We start from the raw sequence: 17,262 nt of genomic DNA on the forward strand, positions 1-17,262 counted from the left end.
ACTCCCGGTGAACGGCCCCGTGCCCGACGACCAGTCGGACGCGGGGCCGTACCGTTCGACAGCTCGAGATCATCTCTCTCCCACACACTTTGGAGGCAGTCGTAAGCGCCGCAGACCTGGCCAAGACCCGACGGCAACTCACCGAGTCCGGCCGCTCGGGAAAACTCGATGCACCGGCGCTGCGCCAGGTGCTCGTCGACCTGCACGAGTTCTGGCTGACCAGCAAGGGTGCCGAACTCGGCATCAAGCCGCACAGCGGTTTTGCGATCGTCGCCGTGGGCGGGCTCGGTCGCGGTGAGATGCTCCCGTACTCCGACCTCGACCTGATCCTGTTGCACGACGACATGCCCGTCGAACGGGTGTCCGAGGTGGCCGATGGGCTCTGGTATCCGTTGTGGGACGCCAACATCCCGCTCGACCACAGCGTGCGGACGGTGCCGCAGGCGCTGCAGGTCGCGGGGGAGGACGTCACCGCGGCGCTCGGCTTGCTCGAGGCCCGCCACATCGCGGGTGACGAGGATCTGTCCACGTTGCTGATCGGCGGCGTCCGTCAGCAGTGGCGCAACGACATCCGCACCCGGTTCCCCGAAGTCGTCTCCCACGCCCAGGACCGCTGGCGGCGCGCCGGCGACATCGCGCACCGTGCCGAACCCGATCTCAAGAACGGCCGGGGCGGGTTGCGCGACGTGCAGTTGCTGGGAGCGCTGGCGATCGCGCAGCTCACCCATGGGATGGCGAGCCTGCGGCCCGACTCGCCCGGTGCCGGACCGCAGGTCGCCTACACCAGGCTCCTCGACATCCGCACCGAGTTGCATCGCATCGCCGGGCGTCCCCGCGAGCACGTGCAGGCGCAGGACGCCGACGAGATCGGGGCAGCACTCCGGATCGGGGACCGGTTCGACCTCGCGCGGGTCATCAGCGACTCGGCCCGCACCATCAGCTACTCCATCGACGCCGGCCTGCGGACAGCAGGCAACGCCCTGCCGCGTCGCGGTCTGGCCAAGCTGCGGCGCTCGCCGCTGCGTCGTCCGCTCGACGAGGGCGTCGTCGAGCACAGCGGCGAGATCGTGTTGGCGCGCAACGCGATCCCGAGCAAGGACCCGGGACTCATCCTGCGGGTGGCGGCGGCGTCGGCACGCACCGGTCTGCCGATCGGCGCATCGACGCTGAGCCGACTCGCCGACTACGCGCCGGAACTGCGTGAGCCGTGGCCGGCCGAGGCGCGCAGCGACCTGCTGGTGCTGCTCAGTTCGGGGCACCACATGGTGGATCCGATCGAGGCCCTCGACCGCACGGGTCTGTGGGGCCGGCTGCTGCCGGAGTGGGGCGCCGTCCGCGACCTGCCGCCCCGCGACGCCATCCACACCTGGACCGTCGACCGTCACCTCGTGGAGACCGCCGCGTACGCGAGCGCGATGACCACGCGGGTGTCCCGGCCCGATCTCCTCGTACTCGGCGCGCTCATCCACGATCTGGGCAAGGGGCGGGGTGCCGATCACAGCATCGTCGGCGCGGATCTGGCCGTTCAGGTCGGCAACCGGTTCGGGCTCTGGCCCCAGGACGTGACGATCCTGTCGGACATGGTCCGGCATCACCTGCTGCTGCCCCAGGTCGCCACCCGCCGCGACCTCGACGACCCCGCCACGGCCGAGTCCGTCGTCGAGACCCTCGGGCACAACCGTGTTCTCCTGGAACTCCTTGCCGCACTCGCCGAGGCGGACTCGCTCGCCACCGGACCGGGGGTGTGGGGGGAGTGGAAGGCCTCGCTGATCCTCGACCTCGTCCGCCGGTCGATGCGGCTCATCGACGGGGAGAAGCCGAGCGCTCCCGACCCGCTGACCGCCGAGCAGCTCGCGACCGCGGCCGAAGGTGATTTCGCAGTGCGGCTCGTCCGGGCCGAGGGCCAGCACACCTATCGCGTCACCATGGTCGCGCCCGATCAGCCCGGCCTGTTGTCGAAGATGGCCGGGGTCCTCGCCCTCGGCGGGCTGCGGTCGCACTCCGCCTGCGCTCAGAGCGCCGACGGCAAGGCGATCAACTCGTTCCTCGTGGTGCCGATGTTCGGCAGTCCGCCCGATGCCGGACTGCTGCGCCAGCAGCTCATCGCCGCGATCGACGGCAAGATCGACGTCCTCGCGCGGCTCGACGCGCGCGAACGGGACTCGCCGGTCCCGACGATCGGCACGGTTACCACGATCCCCGGCACCGTCGTGACCATCGGCGCCAGCGCCGGCAGCACCGATCCCGAGGTGGACGGGGCAGGCCATCCGAAGAACGCGGTTCCCGCGCTGTTCGCCGTCGCGCCGCCACGGGTGACGTGGCTCGAGGCGCCGGCGGGGCAGGCAGTGCTCGAGGTCCGCTCGGACGACCGGATCGGCCTGCTCAGCCGGGTCAGCGCGGTCCTGGAACGGCACGGCGCCGACATCCGGTGGGCCAAGGTCGCGACCCTGGGTGCGACCGGCGTGGACATCTTCGGCCTGCGACTGGCGACCGACACCGACGCCGCACGGGCGGAGCTGGCCGACGCCGTCGTGGCGGTCTGCCCGCCTCCGCAACCGGTGCGCGAGGAAGACGGCGACGGGCCGCAGTCCTACGGCGGGACCGGGCGGTCCGGAGTGCCGATCTCCTAGCTGTTCGGTCCCGGGACCCACATGGAAGGATGGGGCCATGTTCGATTCCCTCTCCGACCGGTTGACCGGTGCCCTGAAGGACCTGCGTGGCAAGGGGCGGCTCTCCGACGCCGACATCGACCGCACCTGTCGCGAGATCCGGCTCGCCCTGCTCGAGGCGGATGTCTCGCTCGCCGTGGTCCGGTCCTTCATCGCCCGGATCAAGGAGCGAGCGAAGGGCGCAGAGGTCTCCGCGGCGCTGAACCCGGCGCAGACGGTCGTCAAGATCGTCAACGAGGAACTCATCGGCATCCTCGGCGGCGAGACCCGCCGCGTGCGGTTCGCCAAGAACCCGCCGACCGTCATCATGCTGGCCGGCCTGCAGGGCGCGGGTAAGACGACCCTCGCCGGAAAGCTGGGCAACTGGCTCAAGCAGCAGGGTCACACGCCCCTGCTCGTCGCCTGTGACCTGCAGCGTCCGGGGGCCGTGTCGCAGCTCCAGATCGTCGGCGAACGCGCCGGCGTCCCGGTGTTCGCGCCCCATCCGGGCACGAGCGTCGGCGGCGACGGCGTCCTCGGTGTGACCTCGGGCGATCCGGTCTCGGTCGCGCAGGCAGGCGTGGACGAGGCGCGGGCCAAGCACTACGACGTCGTGGTCATCGACACCGCCGGTCGCCTGGGTATCGACGCGGAGCTGATGAAGCAGGCGTCCGACATCCGGGATGCGACCTCGCCCGACGAGGTGCTCTTCGTCGTCGACGCCATGATCGGTCAGGACGCGGTGACCACCGCCGAGGCGTTCGCCGACGGTGTGGGGTTCACCGGAGTCGTGCTGACCAAGCTCGACGGTGACGCACGCGGTGGTGCGGCGCTGTCGGTGCGCGAGGTGACCGGCCAGCCGATCATGTTCGCGTCCTCGGGCGAGAAGCTCGAGGACTTCGACGTCTTCCACCCCGACCGCATGGCCAGCCGCATCCTCGGCATGGGCGACGTGCTGTCCCTCATCGAGCAGGCCGAACAGCACTGGGATGCCGAACAGGCCGAGGCCGCGGCCGCCAAGATCACGCAGGGCGAGCTCACCCTCGAGGACTTCCTCGACCAGATGCTGATGATCCGCAAGATGGGACCCATCGGCAACATCCTGGGCATGTTGCCCGGCGCGGGCCAGATGAAGGACGCGCTGTCGCAGGTCGACGACAAGCAGCTCGACCGGGTGCAGGCGATCATCCGCGGCATGACGCCCGCCGAGCGTGACAATCCGAAGATCATCAACGCCTCCCGCCGCATCCGGATCGCGAACGGCTCGGGGGTGACGGTCAGCGAGGTCAACCAGCTCGTCGATCGGTTCTTCGAGGCCCGCAAGATGATGGCGCAGATGTCGGGACGCATGGGCATGGGCGGGATGAACCGCAAGTCCAACCGCAAGAAGGGCAAGGGCAAGAAGGGCGGCGGAAAGAAGAGCACCGGCCGCGGCCCCACGCCGCCGAAGGTCCGCGGCGGCTTCCCGGGCATGCCCGGGGGAATGCCGGCCGGGTTCCCGGACCTGTCGAACATGCCGGCCGGCCTCGACCAGCTGCCGCCGGGACTCGAAGGTCTCGACGTGTCGCAGTTCCAGCAGCCCAAGAAGAAGAAATAGTCACGTGGGCGCGAGCAGGGACGGGATGGGAGCGCCGAAGCACTACCGCGGCACCGACCCGCTGACCGCGGAGCCGGTCGAGTTCTGGGTCAGCGGTGACACCATCAGTGCGACACCGGTTCCCGACGCCGAGACGGCCGTCGACGGCGGCTGGATACTGCCGGGCCTCGTCGATGCCCACAATCATGTGGGCATCGCCCCCGGTCTCGGGGTCGACATCGAGCAGGCCCGCGGCTTCGCCTATGCCGATGCGCGCGCCGGCACCCTGCTGATCCGCGAGGTCGGGTCGCCGCTGGACACGCACCCGCTGGACGACGATCCCGCATGCCCGCGCTTCATCCGATCGGGCAAGCACATCGCGCGACCCAAGCGATATCTGCGCGACTACGGCGTCGACCTCGACGATCCGAACGAACTGGCCGCCGAGGTGGCCCGGCAGGCGCAGGCCGGCGACGGCTGGGTGAAGATCGTCGGGGACTGGATCGATCGCGAGGTCGGCGATCTGGCCCCGCTGTGGACGCGAGCGCAGATCGAGTCGGCGGTCGCGGTCGCGCACGAGCACGGTGCGCGGATCACCGCCCACGTCTTCGGAACCGACGCCCTGGTCGACCTGATCGGCGCGGGTGTGGACTGCATCGAGCACGGCACCGGACTGACCGGTGATCTCGTCGACCAGCTCGTCGAACGCTCGATTGCCTTGGTGCCCACCATGATCCAGGTCGAGAACTTCCCCGGGATCGCCGACGGCGCCGAGCGCTTCCCGACCTACGCCGCGCACATGCGGGCTCTGCACGCGGGTGCGCCGAGCGTGTTCGACGCCGCGTACGAGGCCGGAGTGCAGATCTTCGCCGGAACGGACGCGGGCGGATTCGTCGAGCACGGTCGCATCGTCGACGAGATCGAGGCGCTGTCGGGCATCGGCCTCGGTCCCGCGGCCGCGATCGCGGCGGCGTCGACGGCGGCGCGGGGCTGGCTCGGTGCCGACGTCCTCGAAGACGGTCATCGTGCCGACTTCGTGGTCTACGCAGACAACCCATGTGACGATCTGGGCACGCTGCGGCACCCGGTGGCAGTGGTGTCGTCGGGTCGCCACATCGTGTGAGCAACGCCACACGATGGCATCTGGTTGCTCTTCTTACCGCCGCGTAACGTAGCAACGGCGTTGCAACGGTTCGGCCCACGATGCCGACCAGTCCACGCCGGAATCACTTCAGCCTGGGTCCGGCGACGCGGAACCGTCGGAGCCGGGGGTCGAGGGAGGCTCCGGCGGTGTCGTGATCTCGGACACCGATGAGCCGACACCGATGAGTGACGGAATGGCGACGTGCGGCATGTGGTCGCCTTCGCGGGGTGGGTGACCACATGCCGGTACATCGGCCGCCTTCGTCGGCATGGACGCCGGTCATGGTCGCCGGATTCGGTGTCCGTCGTCTGGTCTGGCACAATGGCTCGCTGGTTCGTCGGATCCGGTCACGGCCGCCCGACGGTCACACCGATACAGACGCAAAACCGGGTCCGCCATTCCGGGCGGTCTGCTGAATTGCGCAGTGACCATACGAAAGAGAAGTAGACATGGCTGTCAAGATCAAGCTCACGCGGCTCGGCAAGATCCGCAACCCGCAGTACCGCATCGTCGTCGCCGATGCCCGCACCCGCCGCAACGGCCGGGTCATCGAGACCATCGGCAAGTACCACCCGAAGGAAGAGCCCTCGCTGATCGAGGTCGACTCCGAGCGCGCACAGTACTGGCTGGGAGTCGGCGCGCAGCCGACCGAGCCCGTCGCCGCGATCCTCAAGGTGACCGGTGACTGGCAGAAGTTCAAGGGCCTGCCGGGCGCCGAGGGCACCCTGAAGACCGCCGAGGCCAAGCCGTCGAAGCTCGACCTGTTCAACGCTGCGCTCGCCGCCGCCGACAACGAGCCCGTCGCCGCCGCGACCACCCCGAAGAAGAAGGCCGCCAAGAAGGACGACGAGGCAGCCGAGGCGCCCGCCGCCGAGGGTGACGCGTGAGCGCAGTCGTCGCCGACGCGGTCGAACATCTCGTCCGCGGAATCGTCTCCAACCCCGATGACGTCCGGGTCGACCTCGTCACCGGCCGCCGCGGCCGGCTCGTCGAGGTCCACGTGAACCCCGACGATCTCGGCAAGGTGATCGGACGCAACGGTCGGACCGCGACCGCACTGCGGACCCTGGTCTCCGGAATCGGCGGACGCGGGATGCGCGTCGACATCGTCGACACCGACCGCTGACCGAGAACCCGAACACCGAACGCATCGTGGATCTCGTCGTCGGCCGTGTGGTCAAGTCGCATGGAATCCGTGGCGAACTCGTCGTGGACGTCCGCACGGACGAGCCCGAGATGCGTTTCGCACCGAACTCGGTGCTGCGTGGCCGTCTGCCGCGCGGCGCCGGGGAGCGGGACTTCACCGTCACAGCCGCCCGGGAACATTCCGGGCGGCTGTTGGTGTCCCTGGCCGGTGTCGCCGACCGGAATTCGGCCGACGCCCTGCGCGGCACGCTGTTCCTCATCGACTCCTCGCAGGTCGAGCCGTCCGACGACCCGGATGAGTTCTACGACCACGAACTCGAGGGCGTCCCCGTACAACTCGTCGACGGTTCCGCGGTCGGCGTCGTCGAATCGGTCCTGCACCTGCCCGGCGGTGAGCTGCTGTCGGTGCGGACCACCGACGACCGCGAGGTGCTCGTCCCGTTCGTGCGGGAGATCGTGCCGGGCGTCAGCCGCGAACTCATCGTGATCGACCCACCCGACGGACTGCTGAATCCGGACTCGCTCGACGAGGCGCCCTGATGCGTCTCGACGTCGTGTCGATCTTTCCCGAGTACCTCGATCCGCTCCGAGTCGCCCTGCTGGGCAAGGCGATCGACGCCGGACGGATCAGCGTCGCGGTCCATGATCTACGAAACTGGGCCCACGACGTCCACCGCAGCGTGGACGACTCGCCCTACGGCGGCGGACCCGGGATGGTCATGAAACCCGAGGTGTGGGGACCGTGCCTCGACGAGGTGTGCCCCGACGACGCCCTGCTGATCGTGCCGACGCCCGCCGGTGTGCCGTTCACCCAGGAGACCGCGCGTCGCTGGAGCGCCGAGAAGCACCTGGTGTTCGCCTGCGGCCGGTATGAGGGCATCGACCAGCGCGTCTTCGACGACGCCGCCCGACGCGTGCGCGTCGAAGAGGTCTCCCTGGGCGACTTCGTCCTCATCGGGGGAGAGGTCGCGGTCATGGCCATGATCGAGGCGACCGTGCGTCTCCTCGACGGCGTGCTCGGCAATCCCCGGTCGCATCAAGAGGATTCCTTCTCCGACGGACTCCTCGAAGGTCCGAGCTACACGAGGCCGGTGAGCTGGCGCGGCCTCGACGTCCCGCCCGTGTTGCTCAGCGGCGACCACGCGAAGGTGGCCCGCTGGCGTGCCGAGCAGGCCCTCGAGCGCACGCGTGTGCGGCGCCCCGACCTGCTTCCGGACGCTGTGGACACCGCCACGGACCATCCGGGCGATTCCGGCTAGGATCTGCCGGAGAGTCGACTCGCAGGGGGTTCGGGGGACGATGCAGGGGTATTCGGCCATGGTCGACGAGCTCGACCGTCAGCGCACCGAACTCGAGCGCATCCGGAAGATTCTGTCGCAGCTGACCTCTCGGGCGACCAGTCACGACCGGCTCGTCGCGGTGACGGTCGACGCACGCGGGCTCGCGGTGGACATCATCATCGAACCCGCCGCGCTGCGGCGCTACCGCGCGGATCAGTTGTCGACCCTGCTCACCACGCTGATCGCCGAGGCGGACACCGCCCTGCGCGTCCGTGTCGCCGAAGTGCTCTCCGGCGCACCGGATCTGGCGATCGACTACGCCGACATCCGCCTCGAGAGCGTGATGGCCGATGACGAATCCTGATCCGGTCGCCGGAGGACAGAACCACGCCCACCGGGTGAGCGCCGATCCCGCCGCGGCCGTCGCCCTCGCGCTGCGTCTTGCGCAGGCCGCCGAGGGGCTGGCGGCGGTGCGCGGCGAACTGTCCACGCTGCTTCTCGACATCGATGCGGCGGTGGGCGCCGATGGCGCGGCTGGTGCATTCCGGACGGGGTTCGCGCCGGCGGCCACGGAGGTCGCCGCGTCCCTGCGGGACGCCGAGGAGCGACTCGGAGAACACCGTCGGGCCCTCGAGACCGGCGTCGACGCACTGGTCGGCGCCGACGCCGACGCGTCCGCGCATCTCGGCCGGAGCGCGGCGCGATGACGCCGGGCGAGGCCGAGCGGATCGCGGAGGGGCTGGCACCAGGGGTGTGGCCGAGCGCCGACGCCGTCGCCCTGCACGACTCGGCGCAGCGCGCCCGCGCGCTGGCCGCGACGCTGGACGGCCTCGCCGAGACGGTGACGTCGGCGATCGGGTCGTACACGGCCGGCGACGTGACCGCAGGCCGGTTCCATGAGGCCGTCGTGGGCGGGCTCGGGCGCACTGCCGGCGCCGACCTGCCCGGAGCGGCGGAACGACTCCGTGCGCTGGGGACGTCGTTGGACGCCTATGCCCGGACGGTGGCCGATACCCGACAGCAGATGACGGTGATCGCGCTGATCGCCGACCGCGACGCGCGGCGGGCCGAGGTGAACGCCGCCGTCGGAGACGACACGTGGCGGGTGGAGGCCGCGGGTGCGGGCCGGATGGCACTCACCGCCGCCGGTGACGACCACACCGAACGGTCGGAGGACGCGGGTCAGAGTGCCGGCGCGCCTGCGGCGACGAGCGGCATGATGCCGATGATGCCGCTCGGGGCGATGGGCGCGGCAGGGGCGGTGGCGGCCGGCGTCGGGGGTCTGGCCGGTGGGCGGGCTCATGCCGTCCACAGCGGCGTCGGCGCGAGCGATCTCACCTGGCTGCGGACCCGCGCCGAGAAATTGCAGACAACGGTTCCGTCGTCGATCGCCGGGTGGTTCCGGACGGCGGTCGGGTTGGGGACCGGTGACCGCGGTACCCGGGTGGTCGTCGTGGGGACGAACGATCCGCAGCCCTACCAGCGGGCCGGCGTCGAGCTCGCCGACGACGAGGCGATCACGGCCAACGGTCGGGCGCCGGAGCTCGCGATCCTCGACCACATGGTGCACGCCGGTGTCACGCCCAGGGCGATCGCGGCGGCGACCCCGATGGACGCCGCCACCATCTCCGCCCTACAGGCCGAGGACGTCGTGGTCATCGGGCCGCGCGCATAGCCACTCCGCGATTTCGTCGGCTCGGGGTGTCTCTGGCACAATAGTCGGGTTGCCTGTCGACGATGCCCCGGCCACGGGGCCGTCCATGACCGCGATGTCAGTGACACCGTCGACAGTGACGCCAACGACTCGGAGCACGAACCGGTCGAGCCCTCGGGCCGCCAGGTTCCTCTGCTCAACGTTTCCCGCCAGACAAGGACCACGACACATGAACACGCTCGACTTCCTCGACAAGCAGTCCCTCCGCGACGACGTGCCGGACTTCGGCCCCGGCGACACCCTCGACGTCCACGTCAAGGTCATCGAGGGCAGCAAGGAGCGCGTGCAGGTGTTCAAGGGTGTCGTCATCCGCCGCCAGGGCGGCGGCGTGCGCGAGACCTTCACCGTCCGCAAGGTGTCCTTCGGCGTCGGCGTCGAGCGCACCTTCCCCGTGCACAGCCCGAACATCGCCAAGATCGACGTCCTCACCCGCGGTGACGTCCGTCGCGCCAAGCTGTACTACCTGCGCGATCTGCGCGGCAAGGCAGCCAAGATCAAGGAAAAGCGCTGACGCGTCTAACCTGACGAGGTGGCCGACACACAGCGACCCCACGATGCACCCGACGGTGACCGCGACGAGGACGCCAAGCGTCCGTGGCGGTTGAAGACCGACCGGGACGACCCCACCGACGACCGCGGAAAGCGTAAGTCCGGATCGGGCTCGCTCCTACGCGAAGTCGTGATCATCGTGGGGTGCGTCCTGCTCCTCACCTGGGTTCTGCAGACCTTCATCGGTCGGCAGTACGTGATCCCGTCGGAGTCGATGGAGTCGACGCTCATCGGCTGCGACGGGTGCACCAACGACCGCATCGTCATCGACAAGCTGACGTACCGGTTCGGCGATCCGCAGCCCGGTGACGTCGTCGTGTTCAAGGGTCCGTCGGAGTCGTGGAACGGCGCCTGGGTGTCACCCCGGTCGACGAACCCGGTGATGCACAAGGCGCAGGATGCCCTCTCGTGGTTCGGGTTCGCGCCACCGGACGAGAACAATCTCGTCAAGCGCGTCATCGCCACCGGTGGTCAGACCGTCGAATGTCGCAACGACGAGGGCGTCGGCGTCAAGGTCGACGGGCGACCGCTGCGTGAGCCCTACATCGACATGAAGCTCCAGGAGGAGACGGTCACCTCGTTCGGCCCCGGCGTCGCCGGGCCGGGCAACCAGGTGCCGCCGTGTCTGGGTCCGGACTTCGGTCCGATCAAGGTCCCCGAGGGCAACGTGTGGGTGATGGGCGACAACCGGCTGAACTCCCAGGACTCCCGGTACCACGTGGACGACCAGTATCAGGGCACGGTCCCAGTCAGTGACATCCGCGGCAAGGTGCGCTTCATCATCTACCCCTTCTCGCGGATCGGTGGTGTCGGTTCGTTCAATCCGCAGCAGTGATGGGTGCACTGTGACGACTCGATGGCCTCCGCGCTCTCCCGTCCGCCGCGCCGCGGGGCTGCGGACGTTCGAATTCGCGTTGCATCGCCAGGGCCTCGGACCTGTTGCCGGCGTCGACGAGGCCGGTCGCGGTGCCTGCGCCGGGCCGCTCGTGGTCGCGGCGTGTGTGCTCAAACCCACGCAGCTCGTCTCGCTGGCGGAACTCGACGATTCCAAGCGTCTCTCCGAGCGCACGCGCGAGGGTTTGTACCGCTCGGTGACGCGCTACGCCCAGAGCTGGAGCGCGGTGGTCATCGAGGCCGCGGAGATCGATCGCATCGGGATCCACGTCGCCAACATCGAGGGCATGCGACGTGCGGTGGCGGCGCTCGACGTGAAACCCGGATACGTATTGTCCGACGGCTTCGCGGTGCCGGGACTGACCGCGCCGTCACTGCCGGTGATCGGGGGAGACGGGGCGGCCGCGTGCATCGCCGCCGCCAGCATCATCGCCAAGGTCACCCGAGACCGCATCATGGTCGCGATGGACGACGACCTGCCCGGCTACGACTTCGCCATCCACAAGGGCTACAGCACGGCGCTGCACATGTCGCGCATCGACGCGGCAGGCCCCTCACCCCAACACCGCATGTCGTACCGTAATGTCGCGGCACGTGTGGTCACCAGCGCAAACGACAACAGGGATAGGCTGACAGGATGAGTGCTGAGGATCTCGAGAAGTACGAAACCGAGATGGAACTCTCTCTGTACCGCGAGTACAAGGACATCGTCGGGCAGTTCACGTATGTGGTGGAGACAGAGCGGCGCTTCTACCTCGCCAACGCGGTCGAGATGATCCCGCGCAACACCGACGGCGAGGTCTACTTCGAACTCCGCATGAGCGATGCGTGGGTGTGGGACATGTACCGGCCCGCGCGTTTCGTCAAACAGGTTCGCGTGATCACGTTCAAGGACGTCAACATCGAAGAGCTGGAGAAGTCGGAACTCCGCCTGCCCGACGAGCCCTGATCGAGATCGAAGCCTGTTGACAACGCCCTGATCCTCCACAGATCAGGGCGTTGCTCGCTCTCGAGGGGTCGGCGAAAGCGGTTCTGCGCGAAGCTGATCGGCATGAGTTCTGAACCGCGCGGACATCCCTGCCCCGATCGACGTGGCCACATCGGCCGACTCGGCGAGGACGTGGCCGCGGACTACGCGACGTCGCTGGGTTGGGTTGTCCTGGATCGCAATTGGCGTACCAGATATGGCGAGCTCGATCTCGTTGCGTGCGATGGGTCGATCCTGGTGATCGTCGAGGTCAAGACGCGAGCGAGCCGCACCTACGATGATCCGGTCATGGCGGTGACGCCGACCAAGCTCACCCGGATGCGTCGACTCGCCCGGTTGTGGCTGGCCGCGCAGGACCGCCGGTGGTCGCAGATCCGGTTCGACGTCGTCAGCGTGCGGCTCGATCAGGCCACGCCCGATGATCTGGCTCGCGCGCGGGTGCGGCATCACCGAGGCGTGTACGTGTGAGGTGCGTCAGAGTTTGCTCAGGTCCGTGCGGATCAGCATCACGTTGTAGTCGCTCCACCGCGACGCATTGAAGTACAGGTCCTTCGAGTCACTCTGCAAGGCAGGGGAGTTCGGCAGCATCATCGGCCCGTACAGCACCAGTGCGCCGCGGGGCACGATGGTTTTCGGAGCGCTCCACGGTCCTTCGGGATGGTCGGAGGTGCGCAGCGTGATGTCGTTGTCGCCGGCGAGCATGATGTATTTCTCGAGGTATGGGCTCCAGGCGACCGAGAGTTCGGTGACCGGCTGTCGGACGACCACCGCGGAGCCGTCGTCGGGGATGGCGGCGATGTCGTCCACCCACCCCCGGCTGGTTCCCGCCCAGTACTCGTAGGCGTCGAGTTTCAGGATGTCGGCCGGCTTGAACCGTGCGAGGAACGCGGCGCCGAAGCGGCCGTTCGGCGTGCCGTACTGGTAGACGTAGTCCGCTTCGGGCGTCCCGGGCCGACCGCGGACGTAGGCGTTCTGCTGGAACTTGCCGTTGTTGAACTCCACCGGACGGAACTCGCCGGGGAGTCGGAGCGAGACCGGCGCGTTGACGAGGATCGTGTCCTGGTCGGTGACCCAGGTCTGGCCGTTGTCGTCGGAATGGGCGATCGCCGAGAAGTTGGTGACCCAGTTGCCCGGCGATCCCCACGATCGCACCGACATGTAGTTGATGTACTGGCGGAAGCCGTCACCGTATGGGAGGGAGATGGCCGCGGTCGGGATGGTCGTGACCTCGACGTTGGAGATGCCGACCGACGGGATGAGTTCCTGCGCGTAGTTCGGTTGTCCGGGCGCGATGACCGAACCGGACGTCACGTCGCCGGCCCGGCCGTCGGGAACGGACAGCCCGTTGGCGAGGTTGTCGTCGTCGGTGCGCAGCAGCACGTTGTGACGCCACTGCTGTCTCGGGGCGTTGCAGTTGCCGAACGTGTCCCCGAACGCCATCAGGGTCTGGCCGCGCCCGTTGTCCCAGGCGACGCCTAGGTCGGTGCCGCCGATGCCGAACCGGCTGAACGTCCGGTTGGCGCTGAGCGGGCCCGTCACCCAGCCGACGGTGCGGGACTTGGCGCCGACGTAGGGCACGAGCGGGGCCTGCGGACCCGGATTCGGGATGTTCGAGCTGCCGGAGGAGCCTGCCGATCCGCTCGATCCGCTCGAACCGCTGGATCCGAAGCCGAGAAAGCTCGATCCGGTGCTCGCGTTGCCACAGGGTGCAGCGTGCGCGACGCCGGCGCCGGTCGTCAGGGCGATTGCGGTACCGCTGAACGCGATGACCCCGGCGAGCGCCAGCCGGACACTCGTGGTGAGACGGCTCGACACGCGCGTCCTCCAGTTACTTTTGTGGCAGAAGTGAATGACGTGACTATTGTTACTGGAGTTACCGTCGGATCGCGCAGTCCGAGGGTCACGATCTGGTGTCAGCGCACGAAGAACCGCTCCTGGTAACCCGTCCGTGACTGCCAACCGACACGCTCGAGTTCCGGCGTCTCCGAGTCGTGGGCAGGGTGGCCGATGCACAGATAGGCGACCAACTTCCAGGAAGACGGTACGTCGAGTGCCGTGGTAACCCGGTCGGGTTCGATGATCGACACCCACCCGACACCGACGCCCCGCGCCCGCGCCGCGAGCCAGAGTGTGGAGATCGCGGTGACGACCGAATACTCCAGCGTCTCGGGCACTGTTTGTCGGCCGAGTCCCCGGCCCTGCTCGACAGCGGGTTCGCAGAACACGGCGAGGTGGACGGGAGCGTCATCCAGACCGGAGAGCTTGAGCGACGAATACAGCTGTGCGCGTTCGCCCGTATAACCGTCCAGCGCGTCGGCGTTGCAGCGAGTGAAGCTGTCGCGCACCGATTGTCGGGCTTCGGCGGACCGCACCTCGACCCAGCGCCACGGCTGACTGTTGCCCACGGACGGTGCCAATTCGGCCGCCTCGAGGATCTCGGGAAGCACGTGGGGTTCGAGTGGTTCGCGGCGGAAGCGACGGACGTCGCGCCGCCATCGAAGTAGTCGGTCGAGATCGCCGACGAACTCATCGTCGAAAGTTTTGTCGCTCATCGATGGTCGAGCCTAGTCGGGCCGCTGTGAACGGCGGTGCACAACCGCGGGGTCATCCACAGATCGGTTGTCTGAGCGGTTCGGCGCCGCCCGCCACGCGCGTCACCGCCGAGACTGTGCTCATGCTGGGGCAAACACAGGCGGTGGGGCTCAATGCCTTTGCCGCAAGCGTCGTCGACGTGCAGGCGAGTGTCAGTTCGGGGTTGCCGGGATTCGCGGTGACCGGCAACCCGGATCCGTCGGTGCGAGAGGCGCGGGACCGGGTGCGGGCCGCGATCAAGAACTCCGGGTTCAGTTTTCCCGAGTTGAAGGTGACGGTGGCTCTGTCGCCGGCCGACATACCGAAGATCGGTTCGGGGTTCGATCTGTCGATGGCCGTCGCGATCCTGGCTGCCACCCAACAGGTGTCGGCGGAGAGGCTGTCATCGACGATCTTCTTGGGCGAACTCGGTCTGGACGGCAACGTGCGGCCGATCCGCGGAGTCCTGCCGGCGGTGATCGCGGCGCGGCAGGCGGGCTACTGCCGGGCGGTCGTGCCGATCGAGACGGTCGCCGAGGCGGCGCTGGTCGTGGGGATGGACGTCGGTGGTGCGACGAGTCTCAAGGAGGTGACGCAGTGGCTGGCCGGTGACCACGTGCTCGACACCGTGCACGAGGCGACGACGACGAAGCCGCCGCCGATCCCGGACATGGCCGACGTCGTGGGGCAGCAGGAGGCCCGGCATGCGCTCGAGATCGCCGCGGCCGGAGCGCATCACGTGTTGATGACCGGATCGCCGGGGATCGGCAAGACGATGTTGGCGCGGCGGTTGCCGGGTATTCTCCCGCCGCTGGGCCTCGAGGATTCCCTGGAGGTGACGGCCATCCATTCTCTGGTGGGCGAGTTGTCGCCCGGGCGTCCGCTGATCACCGAGCCACCGTTCATCGCCCCGCATCACAGTTCGACGACCACAGCCCTGCTCGGAGGGGGTACGGGTTTCGCGCGTCCGGGTGCGGTGTCCAAGGCACACCGAGGGGTGTTGTTCCTCGACGAGTGCGCCGAGATGAGTGTCAAATCCCTGGAGTCGCTTCGAGAACCCCTCGAGGACGGTGAGGTCCGGGTGCCGCGACGAGACGGCGTGGCGGTCTACCCCTCCAGGTTCCAGCTGATCCTGGCGGCGAACCCGTGTCCGTGTGCGCCCGCCCACGACGTGGATTGTGTGTGCTCGGCCGTCGTCCGACGACGCTATCTGGGCAAGCTGTCGGGGCCACTGCTGGACCGCGTGGACATCCGCGTACGCATGGATCCGCCGGGAAACACGGCCCTGATGAGCGGTGCGGGGGAGTCCAGCGCCGATGTCCGGGCCCGCGTGACCACTGCGCGCGCCACCGCGATCGACCGGTGGGCGGAGTTCGGGTGGCGCACCAATGCCGAGGTCCCCGGGTCCGCGCTGCGACAGCGGTTCCGACTGCCGCCGGACGTGTTGCGGCCCATCGAATTGTTCCTGCGCGACGGCCGCGTGACGGCTCGCGGTGCCGATCGCGCGCTGCGCCTGGCGTGGACCCTCTGTGATCTGCGCGGTACGGGTCGTCCCGTGGAAGACGATGTCGCGCAGGCGCTTCTGTACCGAGACCGAGGAGCGACCTGGTGACCGCCCATCCGTCGGAGTCCCGTTCTCCCGAATCGATCGCGTGGGCTTATCTGGCGCGGGTGGCCGAACCGCCGTGTGCCGCGCTCATCGCGCTCGTCGACGACATCGGTCCGGTCGAGGCCGCATCGGCGATTCGTCGACGCACCGTGCCCGGGAGTCACGACGCGGTGCTCGCCGCGACCGCGGCCCGGTGTGATTCCGACTGTGCGAGAGACGACCTCGACACCGCCGACCGGATCGGCGCTCGGTTGGTGACCCGCGCCGACCCGGAATGGCCTGCCTGGTCGATGCTGGCACTGGGACAGGCAGACACAGCGGCGCGTGGGGGCGAACCGCTCGCCCTGTGGGTGCGCGGTCCCGCGCGCCTCGACGATCTCGCCGCCGCGTCGGTGGCGCTGATCGGGTCCCGCGCCGCGTCGGCCTATGGCGAACACGTCACGCAGACACTCGCGTCGGGACTGTCAGGGGAAGGTTTCGCGGTGCTGTCCGGGGGTGCGTTCGGCATCGATGGCGCCGCCCACCGTGCGGTGGTCGCGGCGGGTGGAGTGACCGCGGCGGTGATGGCGTGCGGCATCGACCGGGACTATCCGGCGTCGCACTCGGCTCTGCTGACCGCGATCGCGCGCACGGGTGCGGTGATCAGCGAGTATCCGCCGGGGACGACGGCCGCCAAACATCGGTTCCTCACCCGGAACCGTCTCGTGGCGGCGATGAGCGGTGCGACCGTGGTGGTCGAGGCCGGGCGACGGTCCGGCGCGGCGAACACCGCCGCGTGGGCGCGCAAGCTCGGGCGGCCGCTGGGCGCGGTGCCCGGCCCGGTCACCTCGGCGACCTCGGTCGGCTGCCACCGCATGATCGCCGACGACCTCGCGGTGCTGGTCTCCGACGTCGCCTCGATCGTCAACCTGGTGCGCCCCGACGGAGGGGGCGACATCGGCCGCGGTCGCACGAAGCCGACGGACGGACTCGACGCCGAGCAACTGCGTGTCCACGACGCCATTCCCGGCCGCGGCGCCGTGGGGATCGACGAGATCGCCTTCGCCGCGGGTCTCGACATCGGGGCGGTCCGGTCGGCGTTGGCGCACCTCGACATCAGGGGGTATGTGCAGAACGTCGATGGACGATGGCGGCTGGCGTGAG

Annotated in this window: 18 protein-coding genes and 1 pseudogene; 17 read left to right on the top strand and 2 right to left on the bottom strand. The window is 69.0% G+C overall.

Annotation, left to right across the window (positions count from 1 at the left end; translation table 11 throughout):
- Positions 1–7 precede the first annotated feature (7 nt).
- The 15 genes and pseudogenes from BCM27_RS10805 (at position 8) to BCM27_RS10880 (ending at position 12,407) form a co-directional block, all read left to right on the top strand.
- A pseudogene (locus BCM27_RS10805) lies at positions 8–2,630 on the top strand ([protein-PII] uridylyltransferase).
- A 37-nt stretch (positions 2,631–2,667) separates the two neighbouring features.
- Positions 2,668–4,245, top strand: a complete 1,578-nt coding sequence (gene ffh, locus BCM27_RS10810; RefSeq protein WP_004572304.1) for a signal recognition particle protein — start codon at positions 2,668–2,670, stop codon at positions 4,243–4,245.
- Between the two features lie 25 nt (positions 4,246–4,270).
- On the top strand, positions 4,271–5,347 hold the full coding sequence (locus tag BCM27_RS10815) for an amidohydrolase family protein (RefSeq protein ID WP_051987022.1): 1,077 nt from the start codon (positions 4,271–4,273) through the stop codon (positions 5,345–5,347).
- A 470-nt stretch (positions 5,348–5,817) separates the two neighbouring features.
- Positions 5,818–6,255, top strand: coding sequence for a 30S ribosomal protein S16 (gene rpsP, locus BCM27_RS10825; protein ID WP_004572302.1), 438 nt, complete (start codon positions 5,818–5,820; stop codon positions 6,253–6,255).
- Positions 6,252–6,494 carry an RNA-binding protein gene (locus tag BCM27_RS10830; RefSeq protein ID WP_004572301.1) on the top strand — a complete coding sequence of 81 codons (243 nt, stop codon included), beginning with the start codon at positions 6,252–6,254 and terminating at the stop codon, positions 6,492–6,494. The genes rpsP and BCM27_RS10830 overlap by 4 nt, the downstream gene beginning before the upstream one ends.
- A gap of 26 nt (positions 6,495–6,520) precedes the next feature.
- On the top strand, positions 6,521–7,054 hold the full coding sequence (rimM, locus tag BCM27_RS10835) for a ribosome maturation factor RimM (RefSeq protein WP_004572300.1): 534 nt from the start codon (positions 6,521–6,523) through the stop codon (positions 7,052–7,054).
- A complete protein-coding gene (gene trmD / locus BCM27_RS10840; RefSeq protein WP_004572299.1) occupies positions 7,054–7,773 on the top strand; it encodes a tRNA (guanosine(37)-N1)-methyltransferase TrmD in 720 nt (239 codons plus the stop codon). Before rimM ends, trmD begins: the two co-directional genes overlap by 1 nt.
- 40 nt (positions 7,774–7,813) lie before the next feature.
- A complete protein-coding gene (locus BCM27_RS10845; RefSeq protein WP_004572298.1) occupies positions 7,814–8,158 on the top strand; it encodes a YbaB/EbfC family nucleoid-associated protein in 345 nt (114 codons plus the stop codon).
- Positions 8,145–8,501: a hypothetical protein gene (locus BCM27_RS10850; RefSeq protein ID WP_004572297.1), complete on the top strand. Its 357-nt coding sequence runs from the start codon at positions 8,145–8,147 to the stop codon at positions 8,499–8,501. The genes BCM27_RS10845 and BCM27_RS10850 overlap by 14 nt, the downstream gene beginning before the upstream one ends.
- A complete protein-coding gene (locus BCM27_RS10855) occupies positions 8,498–9,469 on the top strand; it encodes a hypothetical protein (RefSeq protein WP_004572296.1) in 972 nt (323 codons plus the stop codon). Before BCM27_RS10850 ends, BCM27_RS10855 begins: the two co-directional genes overlap by 4 nt.
- Positions 9,470–9,677: 208 nt before the next feature.
- A complete protein-coding gene (gene rplS / locus BCM27_RS10860; RefSeq protein ID WP_004572295.1) occupies positions 9,678–10,019 on the top strand; it encodes a 50S ribosomal protein L19 in 342 nt (113 codons plus the stop codon).
- A gap of 18 nt (positions 10,020–10,037) precedes the next feature.
- On the top strand, positions 10,038–10,892 hold the full coding sequence (lepB, locus tag BCM27_RS10865) for a signal peptidase I (protein WP_004572294.1): 855 nt from the start codon (positions 10,038–10,040) through the stop codon (positions 10,890–10,892).
- A gap of 10 nt (positions 10,893–10,902) precedes the next feature.
- Positions 10,903–11,592 (top strand): ribonuclease HII, encoded by a 690-nt coding sequence (locus BCM27_RS10870; RefSeq protein WP_004572293.1) that lies wholly within the window; start codon positions 10,903–10,905, stop codon positions 11,590–11,592.
- Positions 11,589–11,900, top strand: coding sequence for a DUF2469 domain-containing protein (locus BCM27_RS10875; RefSeq protein WP_004572292.1), 312 nt, complete (start codon positions 11,589–11,591; stop codon positions 11,898–11,900). The genes BCM27_RS10870 and BCM27_RS10875 overlap by 4 nt, the downstream gene beginning before the upstream one ends.
- 102 nt (positions 11,901–12,002) lie before the next feature.
- Positions 12,003–12,407, top strand: coding sequence for a YraN family protein (locus BCM27_RS10880; RefSeq protein WP_004572291.1), 405 nt, complete (start codon positions 12,003–12,005; stop codon positions 12,405–12,407).
- A 6-nt stretch (positions 12,408–12,413) separates the two neighbouring features.
- On the opposite strand, the gene BCM27_RS10885 is transcribed toward BCM27_RS10880, so the two are convergent.
- Both BCM27_RS10885 and bluB read right to left on the bottom strand, forming a co-directional pair.
- Entirely contained in the window at positions 12,414–13,754 is a 1,341-nt protein-coding gene (locus BCM27_RS10885; protein ID WP_004572290.1) for a DUF4185 domain-containing protein, read from the bottom strand.
- Positions 13,755–13,852: 98 nt separating this feature from the next.
- A complete protein-coding gene (gene bluB, locus BCM27_RS10890) occupies positions 13,853–14,491 on the bottom strand; it encodes a 5,6-dimethylbenzimidazole synthase (RefSeq protein ID WP_004572289.1) in 639 nt (212 codons plus the stop codon).
- A 122-nt stretch (positions 14,492–14,613) separates the two neighbouring features.
- On the opposite strand from bluB, the gene BCM27_RS10895 reads away from it, so the two are divergent.
- Positions 14,614–16,122, top strand: coding sequence for a YifB family Mg chelatase-like AAA ATPase (locus BCM27_RS10895; RefSeq protein ID WP_004572288.1), 1,509 nt, complete (start codon positions 14,614–14,616; stop codon positions 16,120–16,122).
- The gene (dprA, locus tag BCM27_RS10900; protein ID WP_004572287.1) at positions 16,119–17,261 is read left to right on the top strand and encodes a DNA-processing protein DprA; all 1,143 of its coding nucleotides are present in this window, start codon (positions 16,119–16,121) and stop codon (positions 17,259–17,261) included. Before BCM27_RS10895 ends, dprA begins: the two co-directional genes overlap by 4 nt.
- Position 17,262 lies beyond the last annotated feature (1 nt).

Origin of the sequence: Gordonia terrae, from assembly GCF_001698225.1 — a bacterium.
Lineage (GTDB): Bacteria > Actinomycetota > Actinomycetes > Mycobacteriales > Mycobacteriaceae > Gordonia > Gordonia terrae.